Source organism: Achromobacter arsenitoxydans SY8, assembly GCF_000236785.1.
GTDB lineage: Bacteria > Pseudomonadota > Gammaproteobacteria > Burkholderiales > Burkholderiaceae_B > Achromobacter > Achromobacter arsenitoxydans.
The window spans coordinates 60,450-86,132 of the sequence record NZ_AGUF01000047.1 but is presented as its reverse complement, the minus strand read 5'-3'; the positions used below and the strand labels follow the sequence as shown (position 1 = coordinate 86,132).

Genomic DNA, 25,683 nt, shown 5'->3' with positions numbered 1-25,683 from the left:
GCGATCTCCTCTAAGTAGCTGCCGGCGGCGGAAGGCCGCCGGGCCGGTCCCCAGTGGAACCGGCTGATTTGACCTCTCCATTACACCTCAATGGATGCTGCGGTGCAACATCAGCACGTTTGACCCGGGTCAAAAATACCTGGGGACGGGGAGGGCGCGACGGCTCAGCCCGGGCCGTGGCAGACAGCTTCGACGCGATTGCCTTCCGGGTCCAGCAGAAATGCGGCGTAGTACTGGGGGTGGTAATCGGGACGCAAGCCGGGTGCGCCTTCGTCGCGGCCGCCGTGAGCTAGCCCTGCGGCATGGAAGGCGTCGACGGCCGCCCGGCTGGGCGCCTTGAAGCACCAGTGGCGCCGGGCGCCCGAGGCGGCATCCGGCGGCGCGCCGATGGTGGCGAAAACAGAAAGATAAGTATGGGCGTCGCTGCCCGGCCGGCAGCGTTCGCCGTATCCCAGGGCGTCGGGGCGGTCGTAGACCTTGTCGGCGCCCAGCGCCCGCATCACGGCGTCATAGAAGGGGCGGGCGGCGTCCAGGCGGGAGACGGTAATGGAGACGTGATCCAGCAATTGCATCGCGGCTCCCGGGGCGTGGCCTTGTCGCAGAGGTCCAGGGAATGCCGTCCTGCCGCTGCTAGCGGGCGGCGGCGTTGTGTTCCAGCCATTTCTGCACGGCGGGCCGTTGCCACTGGGCGTCGGCGTAGTCGCGCAAGGTGTCGGGCAGGTCGTCCAGCGACAGCCGCTTGAGCATGACCGCCAGGTCGGTGTCGGCGATGCTCCACGCATCGAACAGCGTGGTCTGGCCCACCCCGATGAGGTGGTCGGCCACGTGGATCAGCTTGGCCGCGGCGGCATGGGCGGCGTCGGAAAGGGGTTCGCCCGCAACGCCGTAGAACACGGTCTCGGTAGGCCGCTCCTGGCGCAGGGCGGCCAGGTCGCTGCGCAGCCACGCCTGCAACTGGCGCGCGCGGGCGCGTTCGCGCAGGTCGGACGGATACAGGGCGGCATGCTTGGGCGGCGGGAAAGCTTCGTCCAGGTATTCGGCGATGACGCTGGATTCGGTCAGGTTGAAGTCCGCATGCGTCAGCGCCGGCACCCGGGAGGTCAGCGCGCGGCACTGGAATGGCTGCATGCGCTGTTCCCCGGCGGCCAGGTCGATGGGGCGCACTTCGAAAGACAGCTGCTTTTCGGTCAGCGCCACGTACACCGACATGGCGTAGGGACTCAGGAACAGGGAATCGACGTATAGCGTAATCGGGGCGCCCAAGGCTTGTCTCCGGTCAGGCGGGGTAATTTGTGTCTGGGCCGCGGGGCGGCCGAGTTTGCAAAAGCACGTTTGCAAAGCGTAACGCAACTGCAATCCGGCCGTGTCGCGCCGGCGCGTCAGTCCACGATGAAGAGTTTTGCGCCGGTGGCGGTGGACGAGCGGTGCGGTTCGGCCTGGTCGGCCACCTGGTAGCTCATGCCGGGCGTCAGCACGAACCGGCGGCCGTCTTCCAGTTCGGTGTGCAGTTCGCCTTCAAGACAGAACAGGATGTGTCCCTTGCTGCACCAGTGGTCGGCCAGGTAGCCGGCCGTGTATTCCACCATGCGCACCCGCAGGTCGCCAAATTGCCGGGTGCGCCAGTACGCCATGCCTGTGTCGCCGGCGTGTTCGGTGCGTTCCACCTCGGACCAGTCCGTGGTGCCGAAGGGGATGTTGCTCATCTTCATTGCGATTCCTGCGTCGTGGATCTGCCGGCCCGGCGGTATCCGCGCCCCCGGGCAAAAACACCAATACTACGCCATTCAGGCGGCCAGCTTTTTCTGCCAGAACATGGCGCGGCCGGTGGCGTCGTCCAGCGCATAGCCCTCGAAGCCCAGCTTGCGGTACAGCCCCTGGGCTACCGCATTGCCTTCCAGCACCTCCAGTGTGATCTTGCAGCAGCCCATCTGGCGCGCCCGCGCCTCCAGGGCGCCCAGCAGCCGCCCGCCGACGCCCTGGCCCTGGAATTTCGGGGCCACGGCCAGGTCGTGCAGGTTGAGCAGCGGCCGGCAGGCAAAGGTGGAGAAGCCTTCCAGGTAGACGGCCACGCCCGCGGCCTCGCCGTCGATGCGCGCCAGCAGCGCGTGCGCGGTGGGGCGCCGGGCCAGTTCGGCGATGAGGTTCGCCTGCGCATAGGCCGGCAGCGGCGCGTTGCCGCCCATGGGGCCGCTGGCGTATTCGTTCAGCATGGCCAGCACCTGGCTGCCGTGTTCGGGGTTGTTGAAGTCGACGTCGATGATTTCCAGCACGTTCAGTTCCTGGGGCGGGGCTTGCACAGGGCCCGCGATGGGTAAAGGACAGGTCGGGCGCCCGGGCCGCTCAGGGGGGGCGGATGCGCGGTAATCGCACATTATGCGCGCCGGGCAAATGACGGCATAGCGCATTGAAAAATCGGTCCATAACCCCTATCTTTTTGCTATTCAAGGCCGGAGCGGGCTTGCCCCCGGGTGCGGCCTCAACCCTTAAGGTGAGCTGGCATATGGAGTTCAAGGACTACTACAGCATTCTCGGGGTGGAGCAGGGCGCGTCCGACGATGAAATCCGGAAGGCCTACCGCAAGCTCGCCCGCAAATACCATCCCGACGTCAGCAAGGAAAGCGACGCCGAGGTCCGCATGCGCGACGTCAACGAAGCCTACGACGTGCTGCGCGACGCCGAAAAGCGCCAGGCCTATGACAACCTGGCGGCGGGCGTAACGCCCGATGGCGGATTCCAGCCGCCGCCCGGCTGGGACGAAGGCTTCGAGTTCCATCGCGGCGCGGCGCCCGGCGACGAGGCGCAGTTCAGCGAATTCTTCTCGTCGCTGTTCGGCGGCCGCGCCCAGCGGCACGGCGCGCGGCAGCAGGAATTCCGCGCGCGCGGCGAAGACCACCACGCGGCCATCGAGGTCGACCTGGAGGACGCCCTCAAGGGCGCCACGCGGGATATCAGCCTGCGGTCCATGCAGATGGACGATCAGGGCCGTCCGCACATGCAGAGCCGCACCCTCAGCGTCAAGATCCCGGCAGGCGTGCGCGAAGGCCAGTACATCCGCCTGGCCGGGCAGGGCATGCCCGGCTATGGCGGCGCCGAAAACGGCGATCTGTACCTGGAAGTGCGCTTCAAGCCGCATCCGCGCTACCGCGCCGAAGGCCGCGATCTCTACATGACGCTGCCGGTGGCGCCATGGGAAGCGGCCCTGGGCGCCAGCGTCCAGGCGCCCACCCCCGGCGGCACGGTCGAGGTCTCGATTCCGCCCGGTTCGGGTAACGGACGCAAGCTGCGCCTGCGCGGGCGCGGCATTCCTGGCGATCCGGCCGGAGACCTGTATTTCGTGCTGGATCTGGTGCTGCCGCCGGCCGACAGCGAGGCCGCCAAGGCGGCCTACCGCAAGCTGCAGCAGGACCTGCCCTTCAACCCGCGACGCCACCTGGGGGTCTGACCATGAAGAAGATTGTGATCACCAGCGCCACCGTCGTGGGCAAGGCGCAGCCGCTCAGCACGGACGACCTGGCGCGCGCCTGCGGCGCGGAAGTGGAGTGGGTCGCCCGCCTGGTCGAGGTCGGCATTGTCAACGCCAGCGGCCGCGGTCCTTCGGACTGGCGGTTCTACAGTGTGGACCTGCAGCGCGCGCTGCACGCGCGCCGCCTGGAGCATGACTTTGGCGCCGGCCTGGACGCCGTGGCGCTCATCCTGGACCTCAGCCAGGAGGTCCGCCGGCTGAAGGCCCAGTTGCGGGCGCTGGGGGCGCCGGACAAGCCCTGAAGCGGCCAGCGGGGATGGGTAGAATGGGCGCCTGCTGTACTACGAAGAAGCGAAAAGCACCTTGGAGACTCCCCACGCCGCCCCGACCGCGCTGCCCGGCAGCGCGCGCATCGACGGACTGAAATCCTGCCTGCCCGTGATGATCGGCTACTTTCCGGTGGCCGTGACCTTCGGCATTGCGGGCGTTGCCGCCGGACTGAGTCCGCTGCAGGTTGTCCTGATCTCGGTGCTGGTCTATGCCGGCGCCAGCCAGTTCCTGCTGCTGGCCTCGATCAAGGCCGGCACGCCCTGGCTGTGGGTGGTGGCGCTGTGTTCGCTGCTCAACGCCCGCCATCTGCTGTACGGGCCGCTTCTGTCGCGTTTCCTGCCGCCCGCCCTGCACGACCGCCTGAAGGTCGCGTTCCTCTTGACCGACGAAGTCTTCGCCACCGCGTTCAATCGCCTGCAGAGCGTCCAGCCCGGCCGCCGCCAGGGGTGGATGATCGCCTTGGGTCTGGGCGCCTGGCTGACCTGGATCGCCGGCACCGCGGTGGGCGTGTACGCGGGCGACGGACTGGAACGCCACTACCCGATGCTGTCCCAGGTGATGCGCTTTGCGCTGCCGGCGCTGTTCATGGCGCTGGTCTGCCAGAGCGCCAGGCGGGGCATGGGCCTGCCCATCGTCGCGGCGGTGGCGGGCGCGGGCCTGGTGGCCGCCCTGGGCCACACCAGCCTGGCCATCCTGGTCGGCGCCGTGATTGGCTGCGCCGCCTATCGTTTGAAGAGGCTCGCATGAACGCCGGCGGACTGGAATTCTGGGGCGCGGTCATCGCCATGGCGGTCATCACCTATCTGACGCGCGCGCTGCCCTTCATGCTGTCCGAGCGCAGCCGCCTGCTGCGCCATCTTTCCCGCGAGGGTTCCGCGCTGGCGGCGCTGGGGCCGTCGCTGCTGGCGGGGATCGCCGCCGCCGTGATCGTGCCGGACCTGCTGGGTGCAGGCGAGCAAGCTGCCAGCATCGCGCCCTACGTGGGCGGACTGGCCGTCACCGGGGTGGCGGCGCGCCTCGTCAGCAACACGGGCGCGGCGGTGCTGCTCGGGATGGCGGGATACGGGATATTGCTGGCCTTGGCGGCGTAGCAACCAGCAAGGCAAAATGGTCGTACCCCCAAGGAGGCCGACCATGCTTACGCTCTACCATGCGCCGCGCTCGCGGTCGTTCCGGATTCTCTGGCTGCTCGAGGAACTGGGTGTGCCCTACGACACCGAAATGGTGTCGATCCACGGCAGCGACGGCGCGGGCCCGATCCCCTCGGATTACATCGACATACACCCCCACCGCAAAGTGCCCGCGCTGGTGCACGACGGGGTGCCCGTGTTCGAAACGCCCGCCATCGCGCTGTACCTTACCGACCTTTTTCCGCAGGGCGGGCTGGGGCCGCTCGTGGGAGACCGCCAGCGCGGGCCTTACCTGACCTGGCTGGCCTATTCCACCGGGGTGTTCGAGCCCGCCATGGTCGAGCGCGCCTTCAAGACGCCGCACCAGCCGGCGCTCGGGTGGGCGTCGGCCGACGAGGTCGAGCAAGTGCTGACTCGCGTGCTGGAGGCGCGGCCGTTTTTCCTGGGCGACAGGTTCTCGGCCGTGGACATCGTGCTGGGCGGCTCGCTGCAATACATGATGCAATTGAAGATCATCCCGGAGACGCCCGTTTTCGGCGCCTATGTCGAACGTCTGGGCGACCGCCCGGCCATGCACCGCGCCCTGCAGCGGGACGGGGATATCGAAGAGTCCTAGGGCCGCGGACGGCCCGGCGTCAGGCCGGGCCCTGGATCCGCTCCCGCAGATGCGCCTGCCATTGCTCGGGCCGGCCGAGATAGCGGCTGGGTTCCAGCAGCGCGTAGACGCCGTCGCGTTCCAGCGCCAGCGTGGGGAAGCCCGTGCCGCCGACCTGGGCCAGCAGTTTGCGGCTGGCGGCGATATGCGCGGCAGTGGGGGCGCCGTCGGCGTCGGCATAGGCCGTGGCGTATGCATCGGCGTCCAGGCCGATGTCGGCGGCCAGATCCTTGAGCACGGCGGGGTCGGCGATGCGCAGGCCCTGCACGTAGTGCGCGTGCTGGATCCGGCGCAGCAGGTCCAGGCCGCGGCCGGCCAGGGTCTGCGCGGCAAGAATTGCCGTAGTGGGCGGCGCGGAATCGAACACGGCGCCGCTGTCGCGCAGCAGGCCGTCGAAATAATCGGGGCCGAAAACCTGGCCCGTCAGCCCGGCGATGCGCTCGTCGTGCGGCATGACGTAGCGGCGCAGGGCGTCCGTGACCGGCTGGCGGTTGCTGCCCGTCATCATGCCGCCGCCGTGGGGCTCGATGTGCAGGCCGGGGATGCCGCGCGCGGCCTCCACCAGCGGCGCGGCGCCGTAGCACCAGCCGCAGAGCGGGTCGAAAATGTAATGCAGGGTGGGGGTTCGGGTAGCCATGGCGCCATCGTAGACGCCGGCGGGGATGCGGGGCTAGACCGGCGCGATAGCCAGAGTGTTGCATCGGCCGTGCGGATTGCCCGCACGGCCCGGGCCGTCAGCCCGCGATCTGCACGCCGATCCAGAACAGGCCGGCGGCCAGCAGCATCGACGCGGGCAGGGTCAGCACCCAGGCCAGCAGGATGTTGCGCACGGTGTTGCCCTGCAGCCCGGTCTTGTTGGCGATCATCGTGCCCGCCACGCCGGAGGACAACACGTGGGTGGTCGATACGGGCAGGCTGAACACGTTGGCCAGGCCGATGGCGCCAACCGCCGTCAGTTGCGCCGACATGCCCTGGGCGTAGGTCATGCCCTGCTTGCCGATTTTTTCGCCTACGGTCAGCACCACGCGGCGCCAGCCGACCATGGTGCCCGCGCCGAGCGCCAGGGCGACCGCCACGATCACCCAGAAGGGGGCGTACTCGGTCGTGGCAGTCAGGTCTGCGCGCAGGCGCTGCAGGTCGGCGCGTTCGCGGGCCGGCAGCCCTTCCAGGCGGGACACCTTCTTGGCGGTGTCGTCCAGGCACAGCAGATAGCGTCGCACCGCGATGCGCTTGTCGGCCGACAGGTCGCTGTAGTTGCTTACGCCGTGCAGGTCAGTCTGCAGCGCGATGATGGTCGGCACGGTCAGGGCCGGATCGCAGCGGAAATTGGCCGGCAGCTCTTCCTGGATGTCCGTGCGCTTGAGCGCCAGGTAGTCGCCCAGCATCGCTTCGTTGCGCTGGTAAAACACCAGCAGATGGTTGGCCGCGTCGCGAGTGCGCTCGATCTGGTACGTGGTGCTGTTGGTGTCCAGGACGAAGTTCGCGGGGACAATGCCGATCAGCACCAGCATGATCAGGCCGATCCCTTTCTGGCCGTCGTTCGAGCCGTGCACGAAGCTCACGCCCATGGCCGACAGCACCAGCACCAGTCGGTTCCAGAAGGGCGGGTGCTTCTTGTTGTCGATGGCGCGGCGCTGTTCGGGCGTCTTGTGCATCTTGGACAGCGGAAGCCAGCGCTTGAGCGCCAGCAGCAGCCCGCCCGCCACCACGAAACCGGCGATGGGCGAGGCCACCAGCGACAGGCCGATATCAATGGCCTTGCCCCAGTTCACGCCTTCGCCCAGGGGCAGATCGGTGATTATCGCGTTGGCCAGGCCCACGCCGAGGATCGAGCCGATCAGGGTGTGCGAACTGGAAGCCGGAATGCCGAAATACCAGGTGCCCAGGTTCCAGGCAATGGCCGCCGCCAGCATGGCGAACACCATGGCCAGGCCGCGGCCCGTGTCCACGTTGATCAGCAGTTCGACCGGCAGCAGGTGAACGATGGCGTAGGCCACGCCCACACCGCCCAGCAGCACGCCGAGGAAATTGAAGATGCCCGACAGCACCACCGCCAGGTGCGGCGGCATCGCCTTGGTGTAGATGACGGTCGCGACGGCGTTTGCCGTGTCGTGAAAGCCGTTGATGAATTCGAAGGCCAGGACGAATGTCAGGGCCAGCACAAGACTGAGGCCAACCCAAAGGTCTAGGCCGTGGAAGAGGTCGAACATGGAGTCGGGGGCGAGGTTCCGGCGAGAAGGCCCCGATTATTGCAGATTTGTGACCTGTCCCCGAAAGGCGGCCGTTACGCAGGGATGCGGCGCGTCCGGGAAGGGCGGTCTAGAACTTCGAGTACTGGAACTCGATTTCCATCGGCTTGCCCAGGTTGGCGGACGTGTCCGCCTGGATCACCATCACGGCCAGCACGCCCAGGTAAAGCAGGCAGAGCCACAGCGTTCTTTTCATGGGCGGAATACCTCGGCAATCTTCTGGTTGACGCGCAGCCAGCCCAGTTCGCCCAGGTGTTGGACGTCGCGCAGCGTCCCCACCTCGAAGGGCGCGTCGTACATGTCCATGCAGGTCATCGCATAGCGCTGGCACAGCGCGGCGACCTGGCGCTGGACCGGCTCGAAGCGGTCCAGGTCCTTGAACACCATGGGATGCAGGGGCTGCATGACGAACAGGGCGTCGACGCCGCGCCCGCGCAGCAGGGCCATCAAGGCGGTGAGCTCGCGCAGTTCGTCGCGGCCGGTGAGCGGCTGGGGCAGGTAGGCGGTCTTGCCGCCTTCTGGGATGGCGCGCAGGTATTTGTTGAAGAACTCGTCGCGCACGGCGTAGCGGTTGCCGGTCATTTGCGATTGCTCGGCCGCCTGGGCCTCGCCCGCCAGGGCGTCCCAGTCCACCACGCGGGCCGCCGCTGCGGGACCCTGGCGTTCCGGCTCGGGGGCGGGCGCGGCATGAGCCGGCGACCAGAGCCCGGCCAGGCGCTGGCGGAATACGTAGGCCTGTTCGGCCGCCATGGACCACAGCACGCCGGCGTCGCCCTTGTCGTCCAGCCAGCGGGCCATCTGCGCCCGGCCTTCGGGCTGCCGCAGCAGGCGGGGCAGGAGCGGATTGGCGTGTTCCTTGAATTCGTCCGGGCCCAGTCCGCCGTCGCCGTCGAACCAGCCCGGCGACAGCATCACGACCACGCGCGAGGCCGGCGACAGGTCGTCGGCCAGCGCCGCCAGCACCAGTTGCATGCCCAGCGACTGGAAGCCCGAATGGCCGTAGGCCAGCACGGGCATCTGCAGTTCGTCGGCCAGATAGCGGTAGGGCACGAAGCGCAGGTCGTTGCTGGTCAGTTCCGAAGACCCCAGGATCACCAGCCGGTCTCCGGTGCGCAGCGCCTGGCTGAGCCGCGACAGGTTGCGCGTCTGCTCGTCCAGCGTATTGCCCAGGTTGGGGATGTAGATGCCGGGCGCGGCGGCCGGCACCGGCTCGGTTTTCAGCGCGAGCGCGTGCAGGGCTCCCCAGCCGGCCGCTACGGCCGCGGACAGGGTCAGCGCCGCAGCCAGGGCGTGCTGCCGGAGAGTGCGTTTGAACATGGGAATCCGAAAAAGCGCGGCGGCCTGGGCAAAGGCCGCGATTGTTAGCGGATGTTATCCAGCGTCCATGACAGGGACAAGCGCTGTAAACCCTGGTAGGCGCGCCGATTCGCCTTTTTGCCACACCCGGGAGGCCGGGCGTGCCGACAGGGCCGGCCGGCCTCCGGGCGGAGAATGCGATAGCATCGTTGTCGCGCGCCGCTTCTGGATTTCCAGGATTGACCGCAACCCGCGCCGCTGTCCGCGGCGTCCCACCGCTGAATTGCCCTACGCCGCCCATGACCGTGCCTACCCGTATCGTCCGCAGCCACCCCGATGAATTGATCGTGGGGCTGGTGTCTGTATCCGACCGCGCCTCCACCGGCGCCTACCAGGACCAGGGGCTGCCCGCACTACGAGAATGGCTGGGCGGCGCGCTGGCTTCACCCTGGCAGGCGGTGGACCGGCTGATTCCTGACGAGGCCGCCGGCATCTCCGACACCCTGATCGAACTGGTCGACGTGTGCGGCTGCGATCTGGTCCTGACCACCGGAGGCACGGGGCCCGCGCGGCGCGATGTCACCCCCGAGGCGACGCTGGCGGTCGGCACCAAGGAAATGCCGGGCTTCGGCGAGCAGATGCGCCAGATCAGCCTGCGTTTCGTGCCCACGGCCATCCTGTCGCGTCAGGTGGCGGTCATCCGCGAAACCGACGGCCATGCCGCCCTGATCGTGAACCTTCCCGGCCAGCCCAAGTCCATACGCGAAACCCTGGAGGGCCTGAAGGCCGAAGACGGCGCCGTCCTTGTGCCGGGCATCTTCGCCGCCATTCCCTATTGCATCGACCTGATCGGCGGCCCGTACGCCGAAACCCGCGCGGAGGTCATCGCGGCCTTCCGTCCCAAGTCCGCCCGGCGGGCGCCGCAAGCCTGAGGCCAACGTCCGCGCACACGGGCCCGCCGGGGCCGTGCGTTATAGTTGGCCGCCCCGATCCATCCCCTAGCCCGAGTAGAGTCCAATAGTCATGAAGGTTCGCATCGTCCTGTCCCTCGCCGTCCTGGCCGCCCTGTCCGCCTGCGCCAACGTCAAAGATGTGCGCGATCGTGATCCCGTCTTCTATGGCTCCACCCAGCGCACGGCCGAGGACTACACGCAGTGCGTGGCCGACGCCTGGAAGGCCCAGGGCGTCAATTTCAAGCAGACTGCGGTGCGCAATGGCTTTGAACTGGTCCAGGAAGACAGCCTGGGCGTCGAGGCCGTGCTGTCGACCATCCACTGGAAGGGCAAGACAGAGGTGCGCCTGTCCACGCGGATCGCCCGACGCGACCAGAGCATGATCGAACCCGCCAACCTGTGCCTGTAAGCGCCATGATTGAACGCCGCGACATCCTGCGGGCTGGCCTGGCCGCAGCCGCCGTCTGCCTGGGCTGGCCGGCGCGCGCGCAGCAGGAAGGCTATATCAGCCGCAAGCTTGATGCCCGGGTGCCGGGCGGCGTGGCGGTGCTGGCGCTGGGCGACGGCGACCGCGCGCCCGAAGTCAGCTACCTGAACCGCCGCGTGCTGGTCGTGCGCGAAGAGGGCAGGCAGTGGATCGCGGTGGTCGGCATCCCGCTCAGCGTGAAGCCCGGCCAGCAACAGATCGACGTCAAGGACGCGAAGGGCCCGCGCAAGGTCGCGTTCACGGTCGGCTCCAAGAAGTACGTGGCGCAGCACATTACGTTGAAAAACCCGCGCCAGGTCGATCCCAATCCGGACGACATGAAGCGCATCGAACGCGAGATGGCCGAGCAGAGCGCGGCCAACCGCGGCTACCGGGCGGGCGTCACGCCCAGCAATCTGCTGCTGGACCGGCCGGTCAATGGCGGCCGCCTGTCCAGCCCGTTCGGCCTGCGCCGCTTTTTCAACGGCCAAGAGCGCAACCCCCATTCGGGGCTGGACTTCGCCGTGCCGGCGGGGACGCCCATCAAGGCGCCGGCTGCCGGCGTGGTCGTGCTGGTGGGAGATTACTTCTTCAATGGCAAGACGGTGTTCCTGGACCATGGCCAGGGCTTCGTCAGCATGTTCTGCCACATGTCCGCCATCGACGTGAAAGTCGGCGACGAGGTGCCGCGTGGCGGCGTGGTGGGCAAGGTGGGGGCAACGGGGCGGGCGACCGGCCCGCATCTGCACTGGAATGTCAGCCTGAACGACGCGCGCGTCGATCCGGCCATCTTCATCGGGGCGTTCAAGCCCTGATACGCGGGAGGCGCTTCAGGCCTGCGCGGCCTGCAGCGCGATCCGGTTCAGCACGAACTGGTGCATGCGTTCGGCATACTCCATCTGTTGCCGGACGTGCAGATGCCCGGCTTCCTGGTCGTCCAGGCAGTTGTCGTACTTGGTCTTGGCTTCGGCGTAGGTCAGGCCGGTGTTGCGCAGGCTGTTGATGAAGGCCTCGCGCGACTGGCGCAGCAGGCGCAGTCCATCCTCGCCCCTCACGAATCGTTTTCGCGCCAGGGCAAGCTGGTCTGCGGCGGCTTGCAATTCTTCTTTCAGATCCATCGTGCTTCGTGCGTATCCGGCCCGGCGTCGCGCCAGGCGGGGACCGCCATTCTTTCATGAACGGGCGTTCCACGCATTACGGCAGTTCGCGTCACCGGCTTAAGATTCGCGGGCTGCAGGGCTGGGGAGCCGGCGCCGGGCCGGCAGCCCGGCTTAACGGCGGTATTGCTGCGGACGCTGCGGCGCGGGGGCGCGCTCGTCCTTGTGGCGGAAGTTGATCCGGCCCTTGGTCAGGTCGTACGGAGACATTTCCAGGGTCACGCGATCGCCCGCCAGGATGCGGATGCGGTGCTTGCGGATGCGGCCGGAGGCGTAGGCGCCGACTTCGATGCCGTTGTCCAGCTTAACGCGGTAGCGGCTATCGGGCAGCACTTCGTCAACGATGCCATCCAGTTCGATGAGTTCTTCTTTAGCCATTCTCTACTCCTTGATCAATACGCGCAGCCATGCCGGCGGCATGGCGCGCCGCTCAAGGCGGCACGCGCGTTGGACACAGATAACCAGGTCCAGCGGTTTGAACGTAAAAACGTCCGGGCAAGCGCGGGTATGGGCCACGGCATCCAGCGGATGTCTGAAATGGCGGATACTCGCGCCCCGAGGGTAAGTGCGCGCGGGGCGCGCCTTGGTCGCGGCAGCGGCGTTTTGCGCACGTTGCCGGAAGAAGCGGGTTGGAGCGTCTGCTGCAATGCCTTGCGCCGCGAGGGTTGCGGCGGCGCGATTGGCAGTGGTGGGGTTCGCCCAAGAAAAACCGGATGCAGTTGGCGTAGCTGGCGCGCTTCCATTAGCGCCGTCCCGCTGGCGCTACAGGTTGGCACGCAGAGTGACCGAAGCCCGGTTTTTGCGGAAAAATCACGGGCTTATGTTACTGCAAAGCGGGCCGATTAGCCAGTTTTTATGCCCGGCCATCCCGTGATAGTTGCGCTTGAACGACTTTAGGAGCGGGGGATGCGCGCCTGGTATTCGGCTTCCCGGGCCGCAATGGCCGACCAGAACGGGCCAGGTTCGCGCCCGGCCAGCCTGGCGGCCAGCACGTTCAGGTGGGTGTGCCAGCCGCCGGCTACGTCGATCATGTCGGCACGGCTGGCGAGCTTGCGGTGCGTGAGCACGAGCAGAGTCCCTTCATCTAGCGGGGACAGTTCAAACGTGACTTCGGACGGCGAACCCGCAGAGCCGCCCCAGGTGTAGGCCAGCAAATGCGGCGGCTCGCAGCGGGTGATCAGGCCCTGGGTCGTGACGCCGTCTTCGTAGGGCTTGTAGGCCTCGGGCGTGGGTTCCCGCACGGACGACAGGTCCGTGTGCAGGAATCTCAGGGTGACCCCGCCGCCTTCGACCAATTCCATGTCGCCCGACGCCAGCCACCGGCCGCGCTTTTCGGATTCGGTCAGCCAGGTCCAGACCTGCGGGACGCTGGCGGGCAGCTCGCGTGTGAAGCGCAGGGTGGCGGGGTCCAGTACGACGCCGTGGTCGTTCATATCAATCTCCTGTGGGAGGCGCGAGCCGGGCCTGCCCTCATCGTCCGTGCGAAAAGGTCAGGTGGGATATCTGCGCCTGGTGGTCGGGGGGCTCGTCGATGGGGCCTGGATGCTGCGGCAGGTCGTCCGTGATGTCGAACCACGGCGCCTTGCTGGAAACGTGGCAGTGCGCCTCGGGCTTGACGCCCGGATCGTCGTCCAGGGCGCCCAGCGGCAGGCCGTAGACATCGGGCGTCTGGTCGAAGCGGCTGAGCAGGGGCGTGCCGCAGGCCTCGCAAAAACCGCGGTAGCTGCCGGGCGACGAGGAATACCAGGTGACGTGGTTTTCTCCCTGGGTCCAGGCGAAGTCCTTGGCCTGGACGGTGGCGCGGCTGCGGAAGGCGGCGCCGTGCGACTTGCGGCACATGACGCAGTGGCAGTTGAGGGCGTTGGTGAGCGGACCGTTGATCTCGTACGCAACCCGGCCGCACAGGCAGGAACCTTTGATCATGATGAGCGCCAAGCGAGTGGGGAACAACTTCAATATACCTGCGCCGCAGCGCGTGCGAACCGGGTTTTGTGACAGACGTCTTTCAGTTCGTTCCGGCGTCCCCAATTTACGCCAAATGTTTTGATTTTCAGGTCATCTTGCTGTCATGCCGCGTAAACAGAATGCGCCCATGAACACATCCAAGGGGATCTGGCGATGACGAACGCCATCGAAGTTCAAGGACTCAGCAAGTCATTCCAGGCCGGCGCGCGGGCGCTGGACGGCGTCAACCTGCAGGTGGCCGATGGCGAGATGGTCGCGCTGCTGGGCGCTTCGGGTTCCGGCAAGTCGACCCTGCTGCGCCACCTGGCCGGTTTCGTGGCCGGCGACGCGGGCAGCGGCAGCGTCACGGTCAATGGCCGGCTAATCCAGCGCAATGGCCGCCTGAGCCGCGACGTGCGGGGCGCGCGGGCCGGCATCGGCTTCGTGTTCCAGCAGTTCAATCTGGTGGGCCGCCTGCCCGTCATTACCAATGTCCTGACCGGCATGCTGCCGCGGGTGCCCCTGTGGCGCAGCCTGACCCGCTGGTTCCTGCGCGACGAAGTGCGCCAGGGCCTGGACGCTCTTGCCCAGGTTGGTATAGACGACTATGCATTTCAGCGCGCCTCCACCCTGTCGGGCGGCCAGCAGCAGCGCGCCGCGATTGCCCGCACCCTGGTGCAGAACGCGCGCGTCATCCTGGCCGACGAGCCGATCGCCTCGCTCGACCCCGAGTCCTCGCGCCGCGTGATGGACACGCTGGCGCACATTAACCGCAGCCGCAAGGTGGCGGTCGTGGTGTCGCTGCACCAGGTGGACGTGGCGCTGCGCTACTGCCCGCGCGTGGTCGCGCTGCGGCAGGGCAAGGTGGTCTACGACGGCCCGTCCGCGGACCTGACGCCCGCGATGCTGAGCAGCCTGTACGGATCCGAGCTGAACGAACTGCTTCCCGAATACGCGCCGCAGGCGCCGGCCATGCCGGCTGCGGCGCGACTTTCCCGACTGGCGCAAGCCGCCTGAAACCCTGGCCCCCACCTTTCCCGGAGCCCTCCATGCTACGCAGAACTTTCTTCACCCTGATCGCCACGGCGGCGCTGGCCACGCAGGCCTACGCGCAGGACGCCAAGACGCTGAATTTCGGCATCATCTCGACGGAGTCGTCGACCAACCTGAAGTCGGTCTGGCAGCCCGTCATCGACGACCTGAGCCGCGCCATCGGCGTGCCGGTCAAGCCGTTCTTCGCCTCGGACTACGCGGGCATCATCGAGGGCATGCGCTTCAACAAGGTGCAGATGGGCTGGTTCGGCAACAAGTCGGCCATCGAGGCCGTCGACCGCGCCAAGGGCGAGGTGTTCGCGTCGGTTATCGACAAGGACGGCAACCCGGGCTATTGGTCGCTGCTCATCGTCAACAAGGACAGCAACCTGAAGACGCTGGACGACGTCCTGAAGAATGGCGCCAAGCTGAGCTACGGCGCGGGTGATCCGAACTCCACGTCCGGCACCGCGGTGCCCGGCTACTACCTGTGGGCCGCCAACAAGATCGAGCCCAAGACCTTCTTCAAGACGGTGCGCGCCAGCAATCACGAAGCCAACCTGCTGTCGGTCATCAACAAGCAGGTGGACGTGGCCGTCAACAACACCGAGGCGCTGGAGCGCTATCGCCTGAACACCGGCAAGGACGCCAACGACAGCGTGCGCGTGCTGTGGAAGTCGCCGCTGATTCCCGCCGATCCGCTGGTGGTGCGCAGCGACCTGCCGGCCGACCTGAAGACCAAGATCCGCGACTTCTTCATCAATTACGGCAAGGGCAAGGACGCCGAGCGCGAACTGGCCAATCTGAAGGCGCTGACCTACAAGGGCTTCCGCGCGTCGGACAACCAGCAGCTCGTGCCCATCCGCCAGATCGAACTGGCTCGCGAAAAGGCCAAGGTCGAGGCTGACGCGACGCTGGGTCAGGCTGAAAAGCAGAAGCAGCTGGCCGAACTGGATGGCAAGCTGGCCAGCCTGGGCCAGCCGGCCGCGGCCAAGCAATAAGCACTACCCTGAGCCGGCGCGCCCGCGGGCGCGCCGGCGTCCTTTCCACGCATACCCCGAGCGGACTCCCACCCCCAATGAACCTGGCCACGCATTCTTCCCGCCTGCCCGCCGCGCCGCGCTCGTCGCTGCCGGTCCTTCTAGTCTGGGCCGTCGTGCTGGCGCTACTTGTCATGTCGTGGCGGGGCGCCGACATGCGTCCGCTGGACCTGCTGCGCGACTCCGGCAACATGGCGCAGTTTGCCGCCGATTTCTTCCCGCCGAATTTCCGCGACTGGCGCATGTATCTGGACGAGATGATCGTCACGGTGCAGATCGCCGTATGGGGCACATTCCTGGCCATCGTGGTGGCCGTGCCGCTGGGCCTGATGTGTTCGTCGAACATGGTGCCCGCCTGGGTCTATCAGCCGATGCGGCGCCTGATGGACGCGTGCCGCGCCATCAATGAAATGGTCTTCGCGATGCTGTTCATCGTCGCGGTGGGACTGGGGCCGTTCGCAGGCGTGCTGGCCCTGTGGGTCCATACGACGGGCGTCCTGGCCAAGCTGTTCTCGGAAGCGGTCGAAGCCATCGACCCGCGGCCCGTGGAGGGCGTACGCGCCACCGGCGCGAATGCGCTCGAGGAAATCGTCTACGGCGTGATTCCGCAGGTGCTGCCGCTGTGGATTTCGTATTCGCTGTACCGCTTTGAATCGAATGTGCGGTCGGCGTCGGTGGTGGGCATCGTGGGCGCCGGCGGCATCGGCACCGTGCTGTGGGAAATCATCCGCAGCTTCCGTTATGCCGAGACCTGCGCGGTCATGATCATCATTGTGGCGTTCGTGGTGGTGATCGACATGGCGTCGGCGCGGATCCGCAGTGCGCTGATCTAAGGGCGCGGGGCCCGCGCGGGCCCCGGCGCCTTTTCCCTTATGGTTCCAGGCGCAGCGCCTGGAACGCCGGCAGGGCCAGCAGGCCCGCCAGGCGCGCGGCGTGGACGTCGGCGTCCGACAGCGCCGGGCGCGGCATCAGGAAATTGACGGTGCCCAGGCAGGCGCCGCCGTACACCACCGGAACGTTGATGACGGATTGCAGGCCCAGGTCCCGGATCGCGTCGTGATCGTTGAAGAATTCGCGGATCGCGTCCTCGCCTTCTCCCACGAATACCTGCTGCTCCAGCAGGACATGGCGGCCCCAGGCCGTGCCGCTCTTGTCTTTGCTGCCCCCGGGCGGGTAGGCCTGGGGGTTCGAGCTGTACAGGCGCACCACGCGCATGGACTGGGCGTCGAAACGATTGACCGTGCACAGGGCGTGCGCCAGGCTGAGGCGCGCGTAGTCGTCGATCGCCTGGAAGGCGGCGCCCGCGTCCGCGCCGGCGTAAGCCCGGGCGATCGCGGCGACACCCGCAAGCGCAGTGTCCGCGCGCCGAGAGGCGCTGTTGGCGTCCGTCATTCCGCGGTGATTCCCAGTTCTTTGATCAGTTTGCCGTACTTGTCGGCATCGCGCGCCAGGATCTGGCCGAACTGATCCGGCGTGGTCTCGGTCAACAGCACGCCCATGTCGGCCATCTTCTTGATCACTTCGGGACGCTTGAGGATCAGGTTGATCTCGCGGTTCAGTCTGGCCGTCAGTTCGGGCGGCATGCCGGCCGGGCCGAACGCGCCGTACCAGACCGCCAGCTCGTAGCCGGGCAGCGTTTCAGCCACGGTGGGCACGTCCGGCAGGAACGGCGAACGGGCGTCCTCGGTCACGGCCAGCAGCTTGAGCTTGTTCGTCTGCACGTGCGGCAACGTCTGCGTGCCGGCGCTGAACAGCACTTGCGTGCGGCCCGCCACGGTGTCCAGCACCGCCGGCGCGCCGCCGCGGTAGGGGATGTGCATCATCTTCACGCCGGCGGCCTTCTCGAACAGCGCGGCGCTGAGATGGTTGGTGGAGCCCTGGCCCGCGGAGGCATAGGCCACGGCGTCGGGATTGGCCTTCACGTAAGCAATGAATTCCTTCAGGTTCGACGCCGGCACGGACGGGTGCACCACCATGGTGTTGGTGACGAGCGCCAGTTCGGCGATGGGCGTGAAGTCCTTCACGCCATCGAACGGCATGTTGGAGTACAGCGCCTGGTTCATCGTGTGGGTGCTCATCGAGCCCACCAGCAGCGTGTAGCCGTCCGGCTTGGCGCGGGCGACGAAAGTCGTGCCGATGTTGCCGGACGCGCCCGAACGGTTCTCCACGATGACCGGCTGGCCCAGCGACTGGGTCAGCCCTTCGGACAGCACGCGCGCCAGGATGTCGGTCGATCCGCCCGCGGCCCACGGCACGATCAGGGTGATGGGCTTTTCGGGCCAGGCCGCTTGCGAGACGGTCGGCGCGGCCAGGGCCAGGCCCAGCGCGAAGGCGCTCAGCAGTCGTTGGAATGGCAGTTTCATGGTGTTTACCCCTTGCTTGGTTTCCGGTCTGTGCGCCGGTCGAAAAAAACAGGTTCAGCGGCCGACGGCATAGCCCTGCATGCCGCGGGGATTGGCCCCCGCGCGGAGCAGCAGGCCGCCGCCCGCGGCGGGTTCGCGCGTGCAGGCGCTGATGCGGCCTTCGGACCAGTCCGGCCCGACCTTGACGTCGTGGCCGGCCGCGCGCAGCGCGTCGAGCGTGGCGGCGGGCATGCGCGCTTCCACCGTCAATCGGTTCAGCGTCTGCGACCTCGGCCAGAACGAACCCGGGAAGTGGTCGATATGCCAGGACGGCGCCTCGATCGCTTCCTGCAGGTTCATGCCCATCGCGTGGCGCAGGAAAAACGCCACGGTCCATTGGTCCTGCTGGTCCCCGCCCGGCGTGCCGAAGGCCATGTACGGCAGTCCGTCGCGCAGCGCCAGGCCGGGCGACAGGGTGGTGCAAGGGCGCTTGCCGGGCCGCAGCTGGCCGGGCACGCCCTCGTCCAGCCAGGTCATCTGCAGGCGGGTCGTGAGGGAAAAGCCCAGCGCGGGCACAACCGGGCTGGACGACAGCCAGCCGCCCGAAGGCGTGGCCGCGACCATGTTGCCGTCGCGGTCGATGACGTCGATCTGGCAGGTGTCGCCCACGAAGAGCTCGCGGGAAGCCCATTCGGTGACGGGAGGCAGCGCCGCGAAGGTCGGCTCGCCCACGCCGTAGCGGGTGTCCGATGCGGCCAGGGTGCGGACCGCAGCGTCCAGGTCGGGCAGGCGCGGCGCTTGGCCGGCCGGGCTGCCGGGCTGCAGCGCCGTCGAAGCGCGGTCGCCGATGCCGGCGGCGCGCAGGCGCGCGTAGTCGTCGCTGAGCAGCGCCGCCAGCGGCACCTCTGCGAAGTCAGGGTCGCCGTACCAGGCGGCGCGGTCCGCGAACGCCAGCTTGGCCGCCTCGGCCACGCGATGCACGAATTCCGGCGACAGCGGGTCCAGTGCGCCGACGTCCAGGTGCCGCAGCATCGCCAGCTGCTGCAGGTGGACCGGGCCCTGCGACCAGACGCCGCATTTGGCCACGGTGTAGCGGCCGTATTGGGTGGTGAGCGGTTCGTCGTAGACGGCGCGCCAGTCGGCCAGGTCGGACTTGCGCAGCAGGCCGCGATTGCGCTGGCCGGTGGTGTCCAGCGCCGCCGTGTTCGTGTAATAGGCGTCGATCTCGTCGGCGACGAAGCCGCGGTACCAGACGTCCAGCGCCGCGTCGATGCGGCCGTGCCGGTCGGTGCTGGCGGCGTGCGCCTCGTCCAGGATGCGCGTGTACGTGGCCGCGATGGCCGGCGTGCGGAACAGGGCGTCGGGGGCGGGCACGCGGCCGCCGGGCAGCCAGACGTCGCCGGAACTCGTCCATTCGTCGCGGAACAGCGCCTGCACGGCCAGAATGGCCTGCGAGATGCGCGGCACCAGCGGAAAGCCGTTGCGCGCGTAGTCGATGGCCGGGCGCAGCACGTCGGCCAGTTCCCATGTGCCGTAGTCGCGCAGCAGGGTGAGCCAGGCGCCGAACGCGCCGGGCACGGTCGCGGGCAGCAGACCGATGCCGGGCACCAGGTCCAGGCCCATTCCGCGGAAGTAGGCGGGCGTGGCCAGCGCGGGGGCGGGGCCCTGGCCGCATAGCGCGCGCATGCGCTGCTCGCGTTCGCTCCAGAACAGGATGGGCACTTCGCCGCCAGGGCCGTTCAGGTGCGGTTCGACGATCTGCAGCGTGAAGCCGCCGGCCACGGCCGCGTCGTAGGCGTTGCCGCCGCGCTCCAGCACGCCCATGGCGACTTGCGACGCCAGCCAGTGCGTGGACGAAACCACGCCGTACGTGCCGCGTATTTCGGGGCGGGTGGTGAAAGAGGGGCTCATGGGGCGGGTCCGGGCGGCGGGAAGATGATTGCAGTATAGGATCGTGAAATAACTGATTTCTCCTTTATAGGCATAATTGAATAACCATTCAGTTATAGGAAAAACGCCATGAGCTGGGACGCCGTCCGTCTGGCGAACCGTCTGAAGCATCGCCACCTGACGCTGCTGGTCAGTATCGAGCGGCACGGCTCGCTGACGCGGGTGGCCGCCGCGACGGGCGTCAGCCAGCCTGCCGTCACCAAGGCGCTGGCCGAGATCGAAGACATTTTTGGCGCGCCGCTCTTCATGCGCACCGGGCGCGGATTGCAGCCCACGGCGCTGGGCCGCCTGGCCCTGGTGCGCGCTCGCCTCATGATCAGCGACCTGGACCTGTGGGCGCGCGAGGTCCAGGCCCTGCATGCGGGCCGCTCGGCGCACCTGCATGTGGGCGTGGTGCCGTACGTGTCCAGCGCGCTCTTGACCGCCGCCATCAGCCGCCTGCACCAGCGCCACGGCGTAACGCTCAGCCTGCATCGCGCCACGACCGACCATCTGGTGCCGATGCTGCGCCAGCACGAGCTGGATTGCATCATCAGCCGATCCACGTCCACGGTTGCGCTCGACGACCTGAACCATCGCGTGTTGTACCGCCAGAGGCCGCGCCTGATCGCGCATGGGCGGTTGGCTCAGCGGCTGGCCCGCCGCAAGCCCGACTGGGCCGCGGTCGCACAGATGGACTGGGTGCTGCCGGCGGCCAATACGCCCACGCGGCAGCTGATCGTGGAGCATTTCATCCGCGCGGAATTGCGTCCGCCGTCGCCCGTGCTGGAGGCCTATTCGACCGATGTGATCGAAGGCATGCTGACGATGAACGAGACCTTCATATCCGTCGTCCCCGAGGACATTGCGCGCGAACTGTGCCAGCGCGGCAGGCTGGGCATGGTGCCCTGGGATTTCGGCTGGGAGCTGCCGCCGATCAACCTGATCCGCCGCAAGCGCGAACAGCCGCTGGCGGCCGAAGATTGCTTTTCCGAAATCCTGCTGGAACTGTGCGGCGACGCGGCCGCGCCGTGGCGCCAGGGAGCGGCCGGCGAGGGCTGAGCGGGCCTACGCGTCCAGTTTCGCCCGGGCGATGTCCAGTAGCGCGGCCGCTGCCGTTTCAGGCTGGTCGTTGTTGCTGACTTGCAGCAACCGGCAGCGGTCGGGTACGGGAAACGTCTGGGCGGCGCGCGCCAGCCGGTCCGAAATCTGCGCGGCGCTTTCGCGGCCCCGGCCGGCCAGCCGCCGGGCCAGCAGGGCGGGATCGACCGCCACTTCCACCGCCGTCAGGGCGGGATAGCGCGCGTGCGCCTGTTCCAGGTGCGCGCGCGATCCGTTGATGATGACGGCCGCGCCACGGCCCAGCCAGGCGTCGATCTCGACGCCGATGCCGTACTGCAGGCCGTGGCTGGCCCAGTGCAGGGCAAAGCACCCCAGCGTGGCGCGGCGCGAGAACTCCTCGGGCGTGAGGCGCATTGAATCCTCGGCATCACCGCTGTCGCGCGTGATGTAGCGGTGTGCGACCAGGACGGGTTCCGCGCCCCGCAGGCGCGTGCGCATCAGCCGCAGCAGCGTGTCCTTGCCGCTGCCGGAAGCGCCCATCAGGTAGATCAGGCGGGCGCCGTCCGCTGGGGCGGCGGCGCTCATGCGACAGCGGGCCCGTCGAGATAGCCGGCGCCGGCGGCATCGGTATGGCTGCCGTCGAAATGGTAGTGCCGCGCCGCGACGAAGTCGGCGCCCGGCGTCGCCTGTACGTAGACGCTCACGCCAGGCACCGGCATGGCCTGCCCGCGCAAGGGGTCGGCGAATGCGGCGATGTCTGTGCGCGCCGCTTCCAGCGCATCGCCGTCCAGCTTGCCGGTCAGCGTAATGTGGAACGTGTAGGTATCGAACACGTAGGGATAGCCCCAGCGCTCAAGCATCGCCTGCTGCGCCGGCGTCAGCGACTGCGGCTGACGGCGCGCGGTTTCCTCGGGCGTGGGCGGCGCGCGCAGTGGGTCCAGGCCGCGCACGGCCGCGTCGGCCAGCGACTGGATGCGTGACCGCCCCTGCGGGTCGGACTCGGGGATGCGCCAGGCCAGAAAGCCGCGCAGCGGTTCGCATTCCAGCTGGACGGCAAACGGGCTGTTCTGGCTGGCCAGTTCGCGGGCCGCTGCGTCCACGTCGCGCGGGCTGCAGCCCGCGCGCAGGCGGAAGGGCGGCTTGAGGGTGGCGTGCAGGCCGTAGTGGCGGGGCGCCTGGGTCCAGTGCGCGGACGGCGCAGCCTGGCCGGGCGGCGGGGGCAGGGGCTCGCCGGTGTCGGCGCAGCGGCCGAGCCAGCGGCTGCCGAGGTCGCGCCAGGGGCCGGTGGGCGCCAGATACAGGGCGTAGCGGTGGGCGAGCGGCATGGTCAGGCCGCCATCCGCTGGCCGTGCTCGGCGCCGAAGGCGCGCGTTGCGTAGCGTAGTTCGCCGCCGACGATGGCGGCGCAGACGCGCGGCAGTCCGGGCTCGCGGTCGTCGACCACGATGGCGTCTGCGATCAGGCCCGGCGTCAGGGCGCCCCGATCCTTCAGGCCGGCCGCGCGCGCCGGATTCAGCGATACGAGATTCCAGGCCTGGTCCAGCGGCAGCACGCCGTCGCGGACCAGCCGCAACACCGCGGCCAGCGGCGCGGGATAGTAGTAGTCGGACGTCAGGATGTCGCACAGGCCGGCGCGGACCATTTCCGTGGCGTTGGGGGCGCCGGTATGGCTGCCGCCGCGCACGACGTTGGGCGCGCCGAACACGACCGAATCGCCCAGGTCGCGCGCGACGCCGGCGGCCTCGCGCGTCAGCGGAAACTCGGCCACGCCGCAGCCCAGCTGGTGGTAATAGCGGCGGGTGGCCGCGTCGGGATCGTCGTGCGACGCAACGCGCAGCCCGGCCTGCTGCGCGCAGCGCGTGAGTTCGCGCATGGCGTCGGCCACGGCGTCGGCCGCCGACATCGCGGCGCGGATCCGTTCCTGGAAGACATCCAGATCGCACTCGGCGCGGTTGGCGTACTGCATCAGTTTGCGCTCGTCGCCCAGCCGGCGCGCCATGCTCGGCAGGTGGTCGTTCAGGGCCAGAAAGCGGACGCGGCCGTCGCGTATCCATTGCTGGGCGATGTCCAGGCCGCCCACGTGGTGCGTTTCGAAGCGCAGGTGCACGTAGTGCCGTGCGCCCAGGATATGCCGCAGGTTCTCCAGCGCGTCGAACATGTGCTCGGCATAGGCCTCGCCGCGCAGCCCGCCTTCCCACGACAGCGTGACGCCGTGGAACTCGGTGGTGATGCCGTTGGCCAGCAACTGGCGGTCGACGTCGAGCAGGGCGCTGTCATAGGGGAACGTTACGCTGGGGCGCGGCATGATGGCGCGCTCGAAAGCGTCGCCATGCAGGTCCACGATGCCGGGCAGCACCAGCAGGTCGCCGGCGTCGAACCAGGCGCTGCCGCGTGCGGGCGCCAAGCCGGCGTCGTCGATCAGTCCGCCGTGGAACCGCAGGCTCGCCGAGGCGATGCCGTGGGGAGTCAGGATGCGTTGGCCTGTGACACCGGCCAGGGGCGAGGGGGCGTGTGGGTTCATGGCGTGACGTTATCTATTTTGCATTACAACCAGATGTCTAGATGAGTTAGTCGGCTTGCCGAATGTCGTTCGGGCGCCGCCATGCCGCGATCGGGCCGGGCGGCGCCATGTGGAAATCAGGCGTCGTCCGCCACCATCAGCTGGACCAGGTCGCCGACAAAACGGGTGATGCTGTATTGCAACGGCGCGCCGTCCTGGTCCACGTTCAGGGCCTCTACCTGCAGGATAGGCCGGGTCTTGGGCTGACCCAGCAGGCGGGCGACCTCGGGCGAGGGCAGGGCGGCGGTGATGCGCGACCACTTGCGCGTGTAGTCGCCGATACCGTAGTGCGCGTAGACCTTGGAAACCGAGTGCAGCGCCGCGATGCGCTCGGCGAAATCGGGAAAGCGCTTTTCATCGAAGTAATGCTCCGAGGCGCTGATGTTGCGGTTTTCGGCCTTGCCCACCATCTGGACGCGCAGCAGCGGCGCACTGCGGGACAGGCCCAGGTGCTTGGCGATTTCGGCGGCGCGCAGGGTCTGGCTGCCCAGGGCTTCCAGATGGCCCAGCACGCCCTGGCTGCGCAGGTTTTCGGAAAAGCGCGTGCGCTTGCCGATGGCGTAGTCGATCGCGTGTTCCTGCACGAACGTGCCGCGCCCCTGTTCGATCCGGACCAGGCCGCTTTGCTCCAGTTCGCCCATGGCGCGCCGGATCGTGTGGCGGTTGACCGAGAACTTGGCGGCCAGCTCCGGTTCGGACGGCAGCTGTTCGCCCGCCGCGTAGAGCTTGTTGCGGATGTCGTCCGCAAGCGATTCGCCGATTTGCCGCCAGACGGCGATGCCGGAACCTCTTTCAACCATAGGGTGCGCTCGTGCTGTCACATCAAGTTCATGAACATTTGGCCGTGATTGTGCATCATGTGGCGGCCGCGGGATAGGCGCTGCGCGCGACGCTGCAACTGTCATCAAAAGTTCACGCCCGGCTGTTGAACTTCCGATCTGAAGCGATCATACTCCATCCGGTCGTCTAGACGTGTAGAGGAAATATGGATCACTCACAAGCAGGGCAGGCTGCGGCGAACGCGCGGCGAGCGGCCTGGATGCGCGTGCTGGCGCTGGCCGATCCGGCCGCGCTGGACGGGGCGTTCGGCGCACTGGGCGGGCTGCCGCCCCATCGGACGCTGCGGCCCGCCCAGACGGGCATGGCCATGGTGCGCGCCCGCAGCGGCGGCACCGGCGCCCGGTTCAATCTGGGCGAAATGACCGTGACACGTTGCGCCGTGACCATGGACGACGGCGTGGTCGGCGTGTCCTACGTACAGGGCCGTTCCCTGCGGCACGCCGAGCAGGCCGCGATCGCCGACGCGCTGCTGCAGTTGCCGGACTGGCACGAGACCGTGCAGGCGCACCTGATCCAGCCGCTGGCGCGCCAGCACGCGGAAAGGGCCGAACGCCAGGCGCGCGTGGCGGCCCAGACCAAGGTGGAGTTTTTCACGATGGTGCGAGGCGAGGACTGACATGCCACACGAAACACTTGCCGCCCCGGCCGCCAGCCGCGGGCTACTGCCCGGTTTCGCGGACCCCGGCCACGACGCGCAGGCCACGTTCCGCGCGGCGCTCGATTCGCTGGCCCATCCGGGCCGCGTGCGCGACATCATGGCCGGCTGCGGCGTGCCCGAGGGACTGTCCCCGGCAATGACCGCGCTGCTGCTGACGCTGGTGGATGTGGATACGCCGCTGTGGCTGCCGCAGGGCGCGAGCGGCGATGCGATCGCATTCCTGCGCTTTCACTGCGGCTGCCCCATCGTGCCGTCGCCCTCGCTGGCGCGCTTCGCCGCCGTGCCCGCCGGCCTGGCCGCGCCCGCGCTGTCGGCCTGCCACCCCGGCGACCCCGCCTATCCCGATTTGTCGACCACCTTGCTGATCGAAGTCGCGTCGCTGTCGGACGGAGACCCCGTCGCGCTGTCGGGGCCCGGCATCCAGACCCGACAGACGCTGCGAGCCGGCGGACTGCCGGACGGATTCTGGCGCGAATGGCGCCTCAACCATCAACGGTTCCCGCTGGGCGTCGACGTCTTCCTGACGCAGGACCGGCGGATTTGCGGGCTGCCTCGCAGCACGCGCGTGGAGAGCTGA

At 68.2% G+C, this 25,683-nt stretch carries 33 protein-coding genes; 14 read left to right on the top strand and 19 right to left on the bottom strand.

The window, feature by feature from the left end:
* Positions 1 to 164: 164 nt before the first annotated feature.
* The 4 genes from KYC_RS13235 to KYC_RS13220 all read right to left on the bottom strand — a co-directional run bounded on the left by KYC_RS13235 (position 165) and on the right by KYC_RS13220 (position 2,270).
* On the bottom strand, positions 165 to 572 hold the full coding sequence (locus KYC_RS13235; RefSeq protein WP_008162946.1) for a VOC family protein: 408 nt from the start codon (positions 570 to 572) through the stop codon (positions 165 to 167).
* Between the two features lie 58 nt (positions 573 to 630).
* Positions 631 to 1,263, bottom strand: a complete 633-nt coding sequence (gene yfcF, locus KYC_RS13230) for a glutathione transferase (RefSeq protein ID WP_008162944.1) — start codon at positions 1,261 to 1,263, stop codon at positions 631 to 633.
* Between the two features lie 116 nt (positions 1,264 to 1,379).
* Positions 1,380 to 1,709 carry a DHCW motif cupin fold protein gene (locus KYC_RS13225; RefSeq protein ID WP_008162942.1) on the bottom strand — a complete coding sequence of 110 codons (330 nt, stop codon included), beginning with the start codon at positions 1,707 to 1,709 and terminating at the stop codon, positions 1,380 to 1,382.
* A gap of 75 nt (positions 1,710 to 1,784) precedes the next feature.
* Positions 1,785 to 2,270 carry a GNAT family N-acetyltransferase gene (locus tag KYC_RS13220; protein ID WP_008162940.1) on the bottom strand — a complete coding sequence of 162 codons (486 nt, stop codon included), beginning with the start codon at positions 2,268 to 2,270 and terminating at the stop codon, positions 1,785 to 1,787.
* A 230-nt stretch (positions 2,271 to 2,500) separates the two neighbouring features.
* Between KYC_RS13220 and KYC_RS13215 the strand changes: the two genes are divergently transcribed.
* From KYC_RS13215 to KYC_RS13195, 5 genes are all read left to right on the top strand, one after another.
* Entirely contained in the window at positions 2,501 to 3,442 is a 942-nt protein-coding gene (locus tag KYC_RS13215; protein ID WP_008162938.1) for a DnaJ C-terminal domain-containing protein, read from the top strand.
* 2 nt (positions 3,443 to 3,444) lie between these two features.
* Complete coding sequence (locus tag KYC_RS13210) at positions 3,445 to 3,765, top strand: chaperone modulator CbpM (RefSeq protein ID WP_008162936.1); 321 nt, start codon at positions 3,445 to 3,447, stop codon at positions 3,763 to 3,765.
* Between the two features lie 61 nt (positions 3,766 to 3,826).
* Positions 3,827 to 4,540 carry an AzlC family ABC transporter permease gene (locus KYC_RS13205; RefSeq protein WP_008162934.1) on the top strand — a complete coding sequence of 238 codons (714 nt, stop codon included), beginning with the start codon at positions 3,827 to 3,829 and terminating at the stop codon, positions 4,538 to 4,540.
* Entirely contained in the window at positions 4,537 to 4,884 is a 348-nt protein-coding gene (locus KYC_RS13200) for an AzlD domain-containing protein (RefSeq protein ID WP_008162931.1), read from the top strand. The genes KYC_RS13205 and KYC_RS13200 overlap by 4 nt, the downstream gene beginning before the upstream one ends.
* Before the next feature lie 43 nt (positions 4,885 to 4,927).
* Positions 4,928 to 5,539: a glutathione S-transferase family protein gene (locus KYC_RS13195; protein ID WP_008162930.1), complete on the top strand. Its 612-nt coding sequence runs from the start codon at positions 4,928 to 4,930 to the stop codon at positions 5,537 to 5,539.
* 19 nt (positions 5,540 to 5,558) lie between these two features.
* Here the strand turns inward: KYC_RS13195 and KYC_RS13190 are convergent, their stop codons facing one another.
* The 4 genes from KYC_RS13190 to KYC_RS13180 all read right to left on the bottom strand — a co-directional run bounded on the left by KYC_RS13190 (position 5,559) and on the right by KYC_RS13180 (position 9,144).
* The gene (locus KYC_RS13190; RefSeq protein WP_008162927.1) at positions 5,559 to 6,215 is read right to left on the bottom strand and encodes a DsbA family protein; all 657 of its coding nucleotides are present in this window, start codon (positions 6,213 to 6,215) and stop codon (positions 5,559 to 5,561) included.
* 97 nt (positions 6,216 to 6,312) lie between these two features.
* Entirely contained in the window at positions 6,313 to 7,788 is a 1,476-nt protein-coding gene (locus KYC_RS13185; RefSeq protein ID WP_008162925.1) for an inorganic phosphate transporter, read from the bottom strand.
* Between the two features lie 109 nt (positions 7,789 to 7,897).
* The gene (locus KYC_RS30050; RefSeq protein WP_008162923.1) at positions 7,898 to 8,023 is read right to left on the bottom strand and encodes a hypothetical protein; all 126 of its coding nucleotides are present in this window, start codon (positions 8,021 to 8,023) and stop codon (positions 7,898 to 7,900) included.
* Positions 8,020 to 9,144: a D-alanyl-lipoteichoic acid biosynthesis protein DltD gene (locus KYC_RS13180; RefSeq protein WP_008162921.1), complete on the bottom strand. Its 1,125-nt coding sequence runs from the start codon at positions 9,142 to 9,144 to the stop codon at positions 8,020 to 8,022. Before KYC_RS13180 ends, KYC_RS30050 begins: the two co-directional genes overlap by 4 nt.
* Before the next feature lie 278 nt (positions 9,145 to 9,422).
* Between KYC_RS13180 and mog the strand changes: the two genes are divergently transcribed.
* The 3 genes from mog (at position 9,423) to KYC_RS13165 (ending at position 11,357) form a co-directional block, all read left to right on the top strand.
* Positions 9,423 to 10,055 carry a molybdopterin adenylyltransferase gene (gene mog, locus KYC_RS13175; RefSeq protein ID WP_008162919.1) on the top strand — a complete coding sequence of 211 codons (633 nt, stop codon included), beginning with the start codon at positions 9,423 to 9,425 and terminating at the stop codon, positions 10,053 to 10,055.
* A 91-nt stretch (positions 10,056 to 10,146) separates the two neighbouring features.
* Positions 10,147 to 10,485, top strand: a complete 339-nt coding sequence (locus KYC_RS13170; RefSeq protein ID WP_008162917.1) for a hypothetical protein — start codon at positions 10,147 to 10,149, stop codon at positions 10,483 to 10,485.
* Between the two features lie 5 nt (positions 10,486 to 10,490).
* The gene (locus tag KYC_RS13165; protein WP_008162914.1) at positions 10,491 to 11,357 is read left to right on the top strand and encodes a peptidoglycan DD-metalloendopeptidase family protein; all 867 of its coding nucleotides are present in this window, start codon (positions 10,491 to 10,493) and stop codon (positions 11,355 to 11,357) included.
* A 15-nt stretch (positions 11,358 to 11,372) separates the two neighbouring features.
* Here KYC_RS13165 and KYC_RS13160 read toward each other — a convergent pair whose 3' ends face one another.
* From KYC_RS13160 to KYC_RS13145, 4 genes are all read right to left on the bottom strand, one after another.
* Positions 11,373 to 11,660: a hypothetical protein gene (locus tag KYC_RS13160; RefSeq protein ID WP_008162912.1), complete on the bottom strand. Its 288-nt coding sequence runs from the start codon at positions 11,658 to 11,660 to the stop codon at positions 11,373 to 11,375.
* Positions 11,661 to 11,813: 153 nt separating this feature from the next.
* On the bottom strand, positions 11,814 to 12,077 hold the full coding sequence (gene infA / locus KYC_RS13155; RefSeq protein WP_008162910.1) for a translation initiation factor IF-1: 264 nt from the start codon (positions 12,075 to 12,077) through the stop codon (positions 11,814 to 11,816).
* A gap of 515 nt (positions 12,078 to 12,592) precedes the next feature.
* On the bottom strand, positions 12,593 to 13,132 hold the full coding sequence (locus KYC_RS13150; RefSeq protein ID WP_008162908.1) for an SRPBCC family protein: 540 nt from the start codon (positions 13,130 to 13,132) through the stop codon (positions 12,593 to 12,595).
* A 37-nt stretch (positions 13,133 to 13,169) separates the two neighbouring features.
* Positions 13,170 to 13,622: a GFA family protein gene (locus KYC_RS13145; RefSeq protein WP_043518341.1), complete on the bottom strand. Its 453-nt coding sequence runs from the start codon at positions 13,620 to 13,622 to the stop codon at positions 13,170 to 13,172.
* 195 nt (positions 13,623 to 13,817) lie between these two features.
* Between KYC_RS13145 and phnC the strand changes: the two genes are divergently transcribed.
* The 3 genes from phnC (at position 13,818) to phnE (ending at position 16,548) form a co-directional block, all read left to right on the top strand.
* Complete coding sequence (gene phnC, locus KYC_RS13140) at positions 13,818 to 14,660, top strand: phosphonate ABC transporter ATP-binding protein (RefSeq protein ID WP_008162904.1); 843 nt, start codon at positions 13,818 to 13,820, stop codon at positions 14,658 to 14,660.
* Positions 14,661 to 14,692: 32 nt separating this feature from the next.
* Positions 14,693 to 15,676, top strand: a complete 984-nt coding sequence (phnD, locus tag KYC_RS13135) for a phosphonate ABC transporter substrate-binding protein (RefSeq protein WP_008162901.1) — start codon at positions 14,693 to 14,695, stop codon at positions 15,674 to 15,676.
* 77 nt (positions 15,677 to 15,753) lie between these two features.
* On the top strand, positions 15,754 to 16,548 hold the full coding sequence (gene phnE / locus KYC_RS13130) for a phosphonate ABC transporter, permease protein PhnE (protein WP_008162899.1): 795 nt from the start codon (positions 15,754 to 15,756) through the stop codon (positions 16,546 to 16,548).
* Positions 16,549 to 16,585: 37 nt separating this feature from the next.
* On the opposite strand, the gene KYC_RS13125 is transcribed toward phnE, so the two are convergent.
* The 3 genes from KYC_RS13125 to KYC_RS13115 are packed head-to-tail and all read right to left on the bottom strand — an operon-like array spanning position 16,586 to position 19,968.
* The gene (locus KYC_RS13125) at positions 16,586 to 17,107 is read right to left on the bottom strand and encodes a GAF domain-containing protein (protein ID WP_008162897.1); all 522 of its coding nucleotides are present in this window, start codon (positions 17,105 to 17,107) and stop codon (positions 16,586 to 16,588) included.
* Complete coding sequence (locus KYC_RS13120) at positions 17,104 to 18,078, bottom strand: Bug family tripartite tricarboxylate transporter substrate binding protein (protein ID WP_008162896.1); 975 nt, start codon at positions 18,076 to 18,078, stop codon at positions 17,104 to 17,106. The genes KYC_RS13125 and KYC_RS13120 overlap by 4 nt, the downstream gene beginning before the upstream one ends.
* A 54-nt stretch (positions 18,079 to 18,132) precedes the next feature.
* Positions 18,133 to 19,968, bottom strand: coding sequence for a gamma-glutamyltransferase family protein (locus KYC_RS13115; RefSeq protein WP_008162894.1), 1,836 nt, complete (start codon positions 19,966 to 19,968; stop codon positions 18,133 to 18,135).
* A gap of 108 nt (positions 19,969 to 20,076) precedes the next feature.
* Here KYC_RS13115 and KYC_RS13110 point away from each other — a divergent pair, with 108 nt between their 5' ends.
* Positions 20,077 to 21,048 (top strand): LysR family transcriptional regulator, encoded by a 972-nt coding sequence (locus KYC_RS13110; RefSeq protein WP_008162893.1) that lies wholly within the window; start codon positions 20,077 to 20,079, stop codon positions 21,046 to 21,048.
* Between the two features lie 6 nt (positions 21,049 to 21,054).
* Here KYC_RS13110 and phnN read toward each other — a convergent pair whose 3' ends face one another.
* From phnN to phnF, 4 genes are all read right to left on the bottom strand, one after another.
* Positions 21,055 to 21,633, bottom strand: coding sequence for a phosphonate metabolism protein/1,5-bisphosphokinase (PRPP-forming) PhnN (gene phnN / locus KYC_RS13105; protein ID WP_008162890.1), 579 nt, complete (start codon positions 21,631 to 21,633; stop codon positions 21,055 to 21,057).
* Positions 21,630 to 22,373, bottom strand: coding sequence for a DUF1045 domain-containing protein (locus KYC_RS13100; protein ID WP_008162889.1), 744 nt, complete (start codon positions 22,371 to 22,373; stop codon positions 21,630 to 21,632). Before KYC_RS13100 ends, phnN begins: the two co-directional genes overlap by 4 nt.
* Before the next feature lie 2 nt (positions 22,374 to 22,375).
* Positions 22,376 to 23,569: an alpha-D-ribose 1-methylphosphonate 5-triphosphate diphosphatase gene (locus tag KYC_RS13095; RefSeq protein ID WP_008162886.1), complete on the bottom strand. Its 1,194-nt coding sequence runs from the start codon at positions 23,567 to 23,569 to the stop codon at positions 22,376 to 22,378.
* A 116-nt stretch (positions 23,570 to 23,685) separates the two neighbouring features.
* A complete protein-coding gene (gene phnF / locus KYC_RS13090) occupies positions 23,686 to 24,408 on the bottom strand; it encodes a phosphonate metabolism transcriptional regulator PhnF (protein WP_008162884.1) in 723 nt (240 codons plus the stop codon).
* Between the two features lie 185 nt (positions 24,409 to 24,593).
* Between phnF and phnG the strand changes: the two genes are divergently transcribed.
* The gene (gene phnG, locus KYC_RS13085) at positions 24,594 to 25,064 is read left to right on the top strand and encodes a phosphonate C-P lyase system protein PhnG (RefSeq protein WP_043518323.1); all 471 of its coding nucleotides are present in this window, start codon (positions 24,594 to 24,596) and stop codon (positions 25,062 to 25,064) included.
* Between the two features lies 1 nt (position 25,065).
* On the top strand, positions 25,066 to 25,683 hold the full coding sequence (gene phnH, locus KYC_RS13080) for a phosphonate C-P lyase system protein PhnH (RefSeq protein ID WP_008162879.1): 618 nt from the start codon (positions 25,066 to 25,068) through the stop codon (positions 25,681 to 25,683).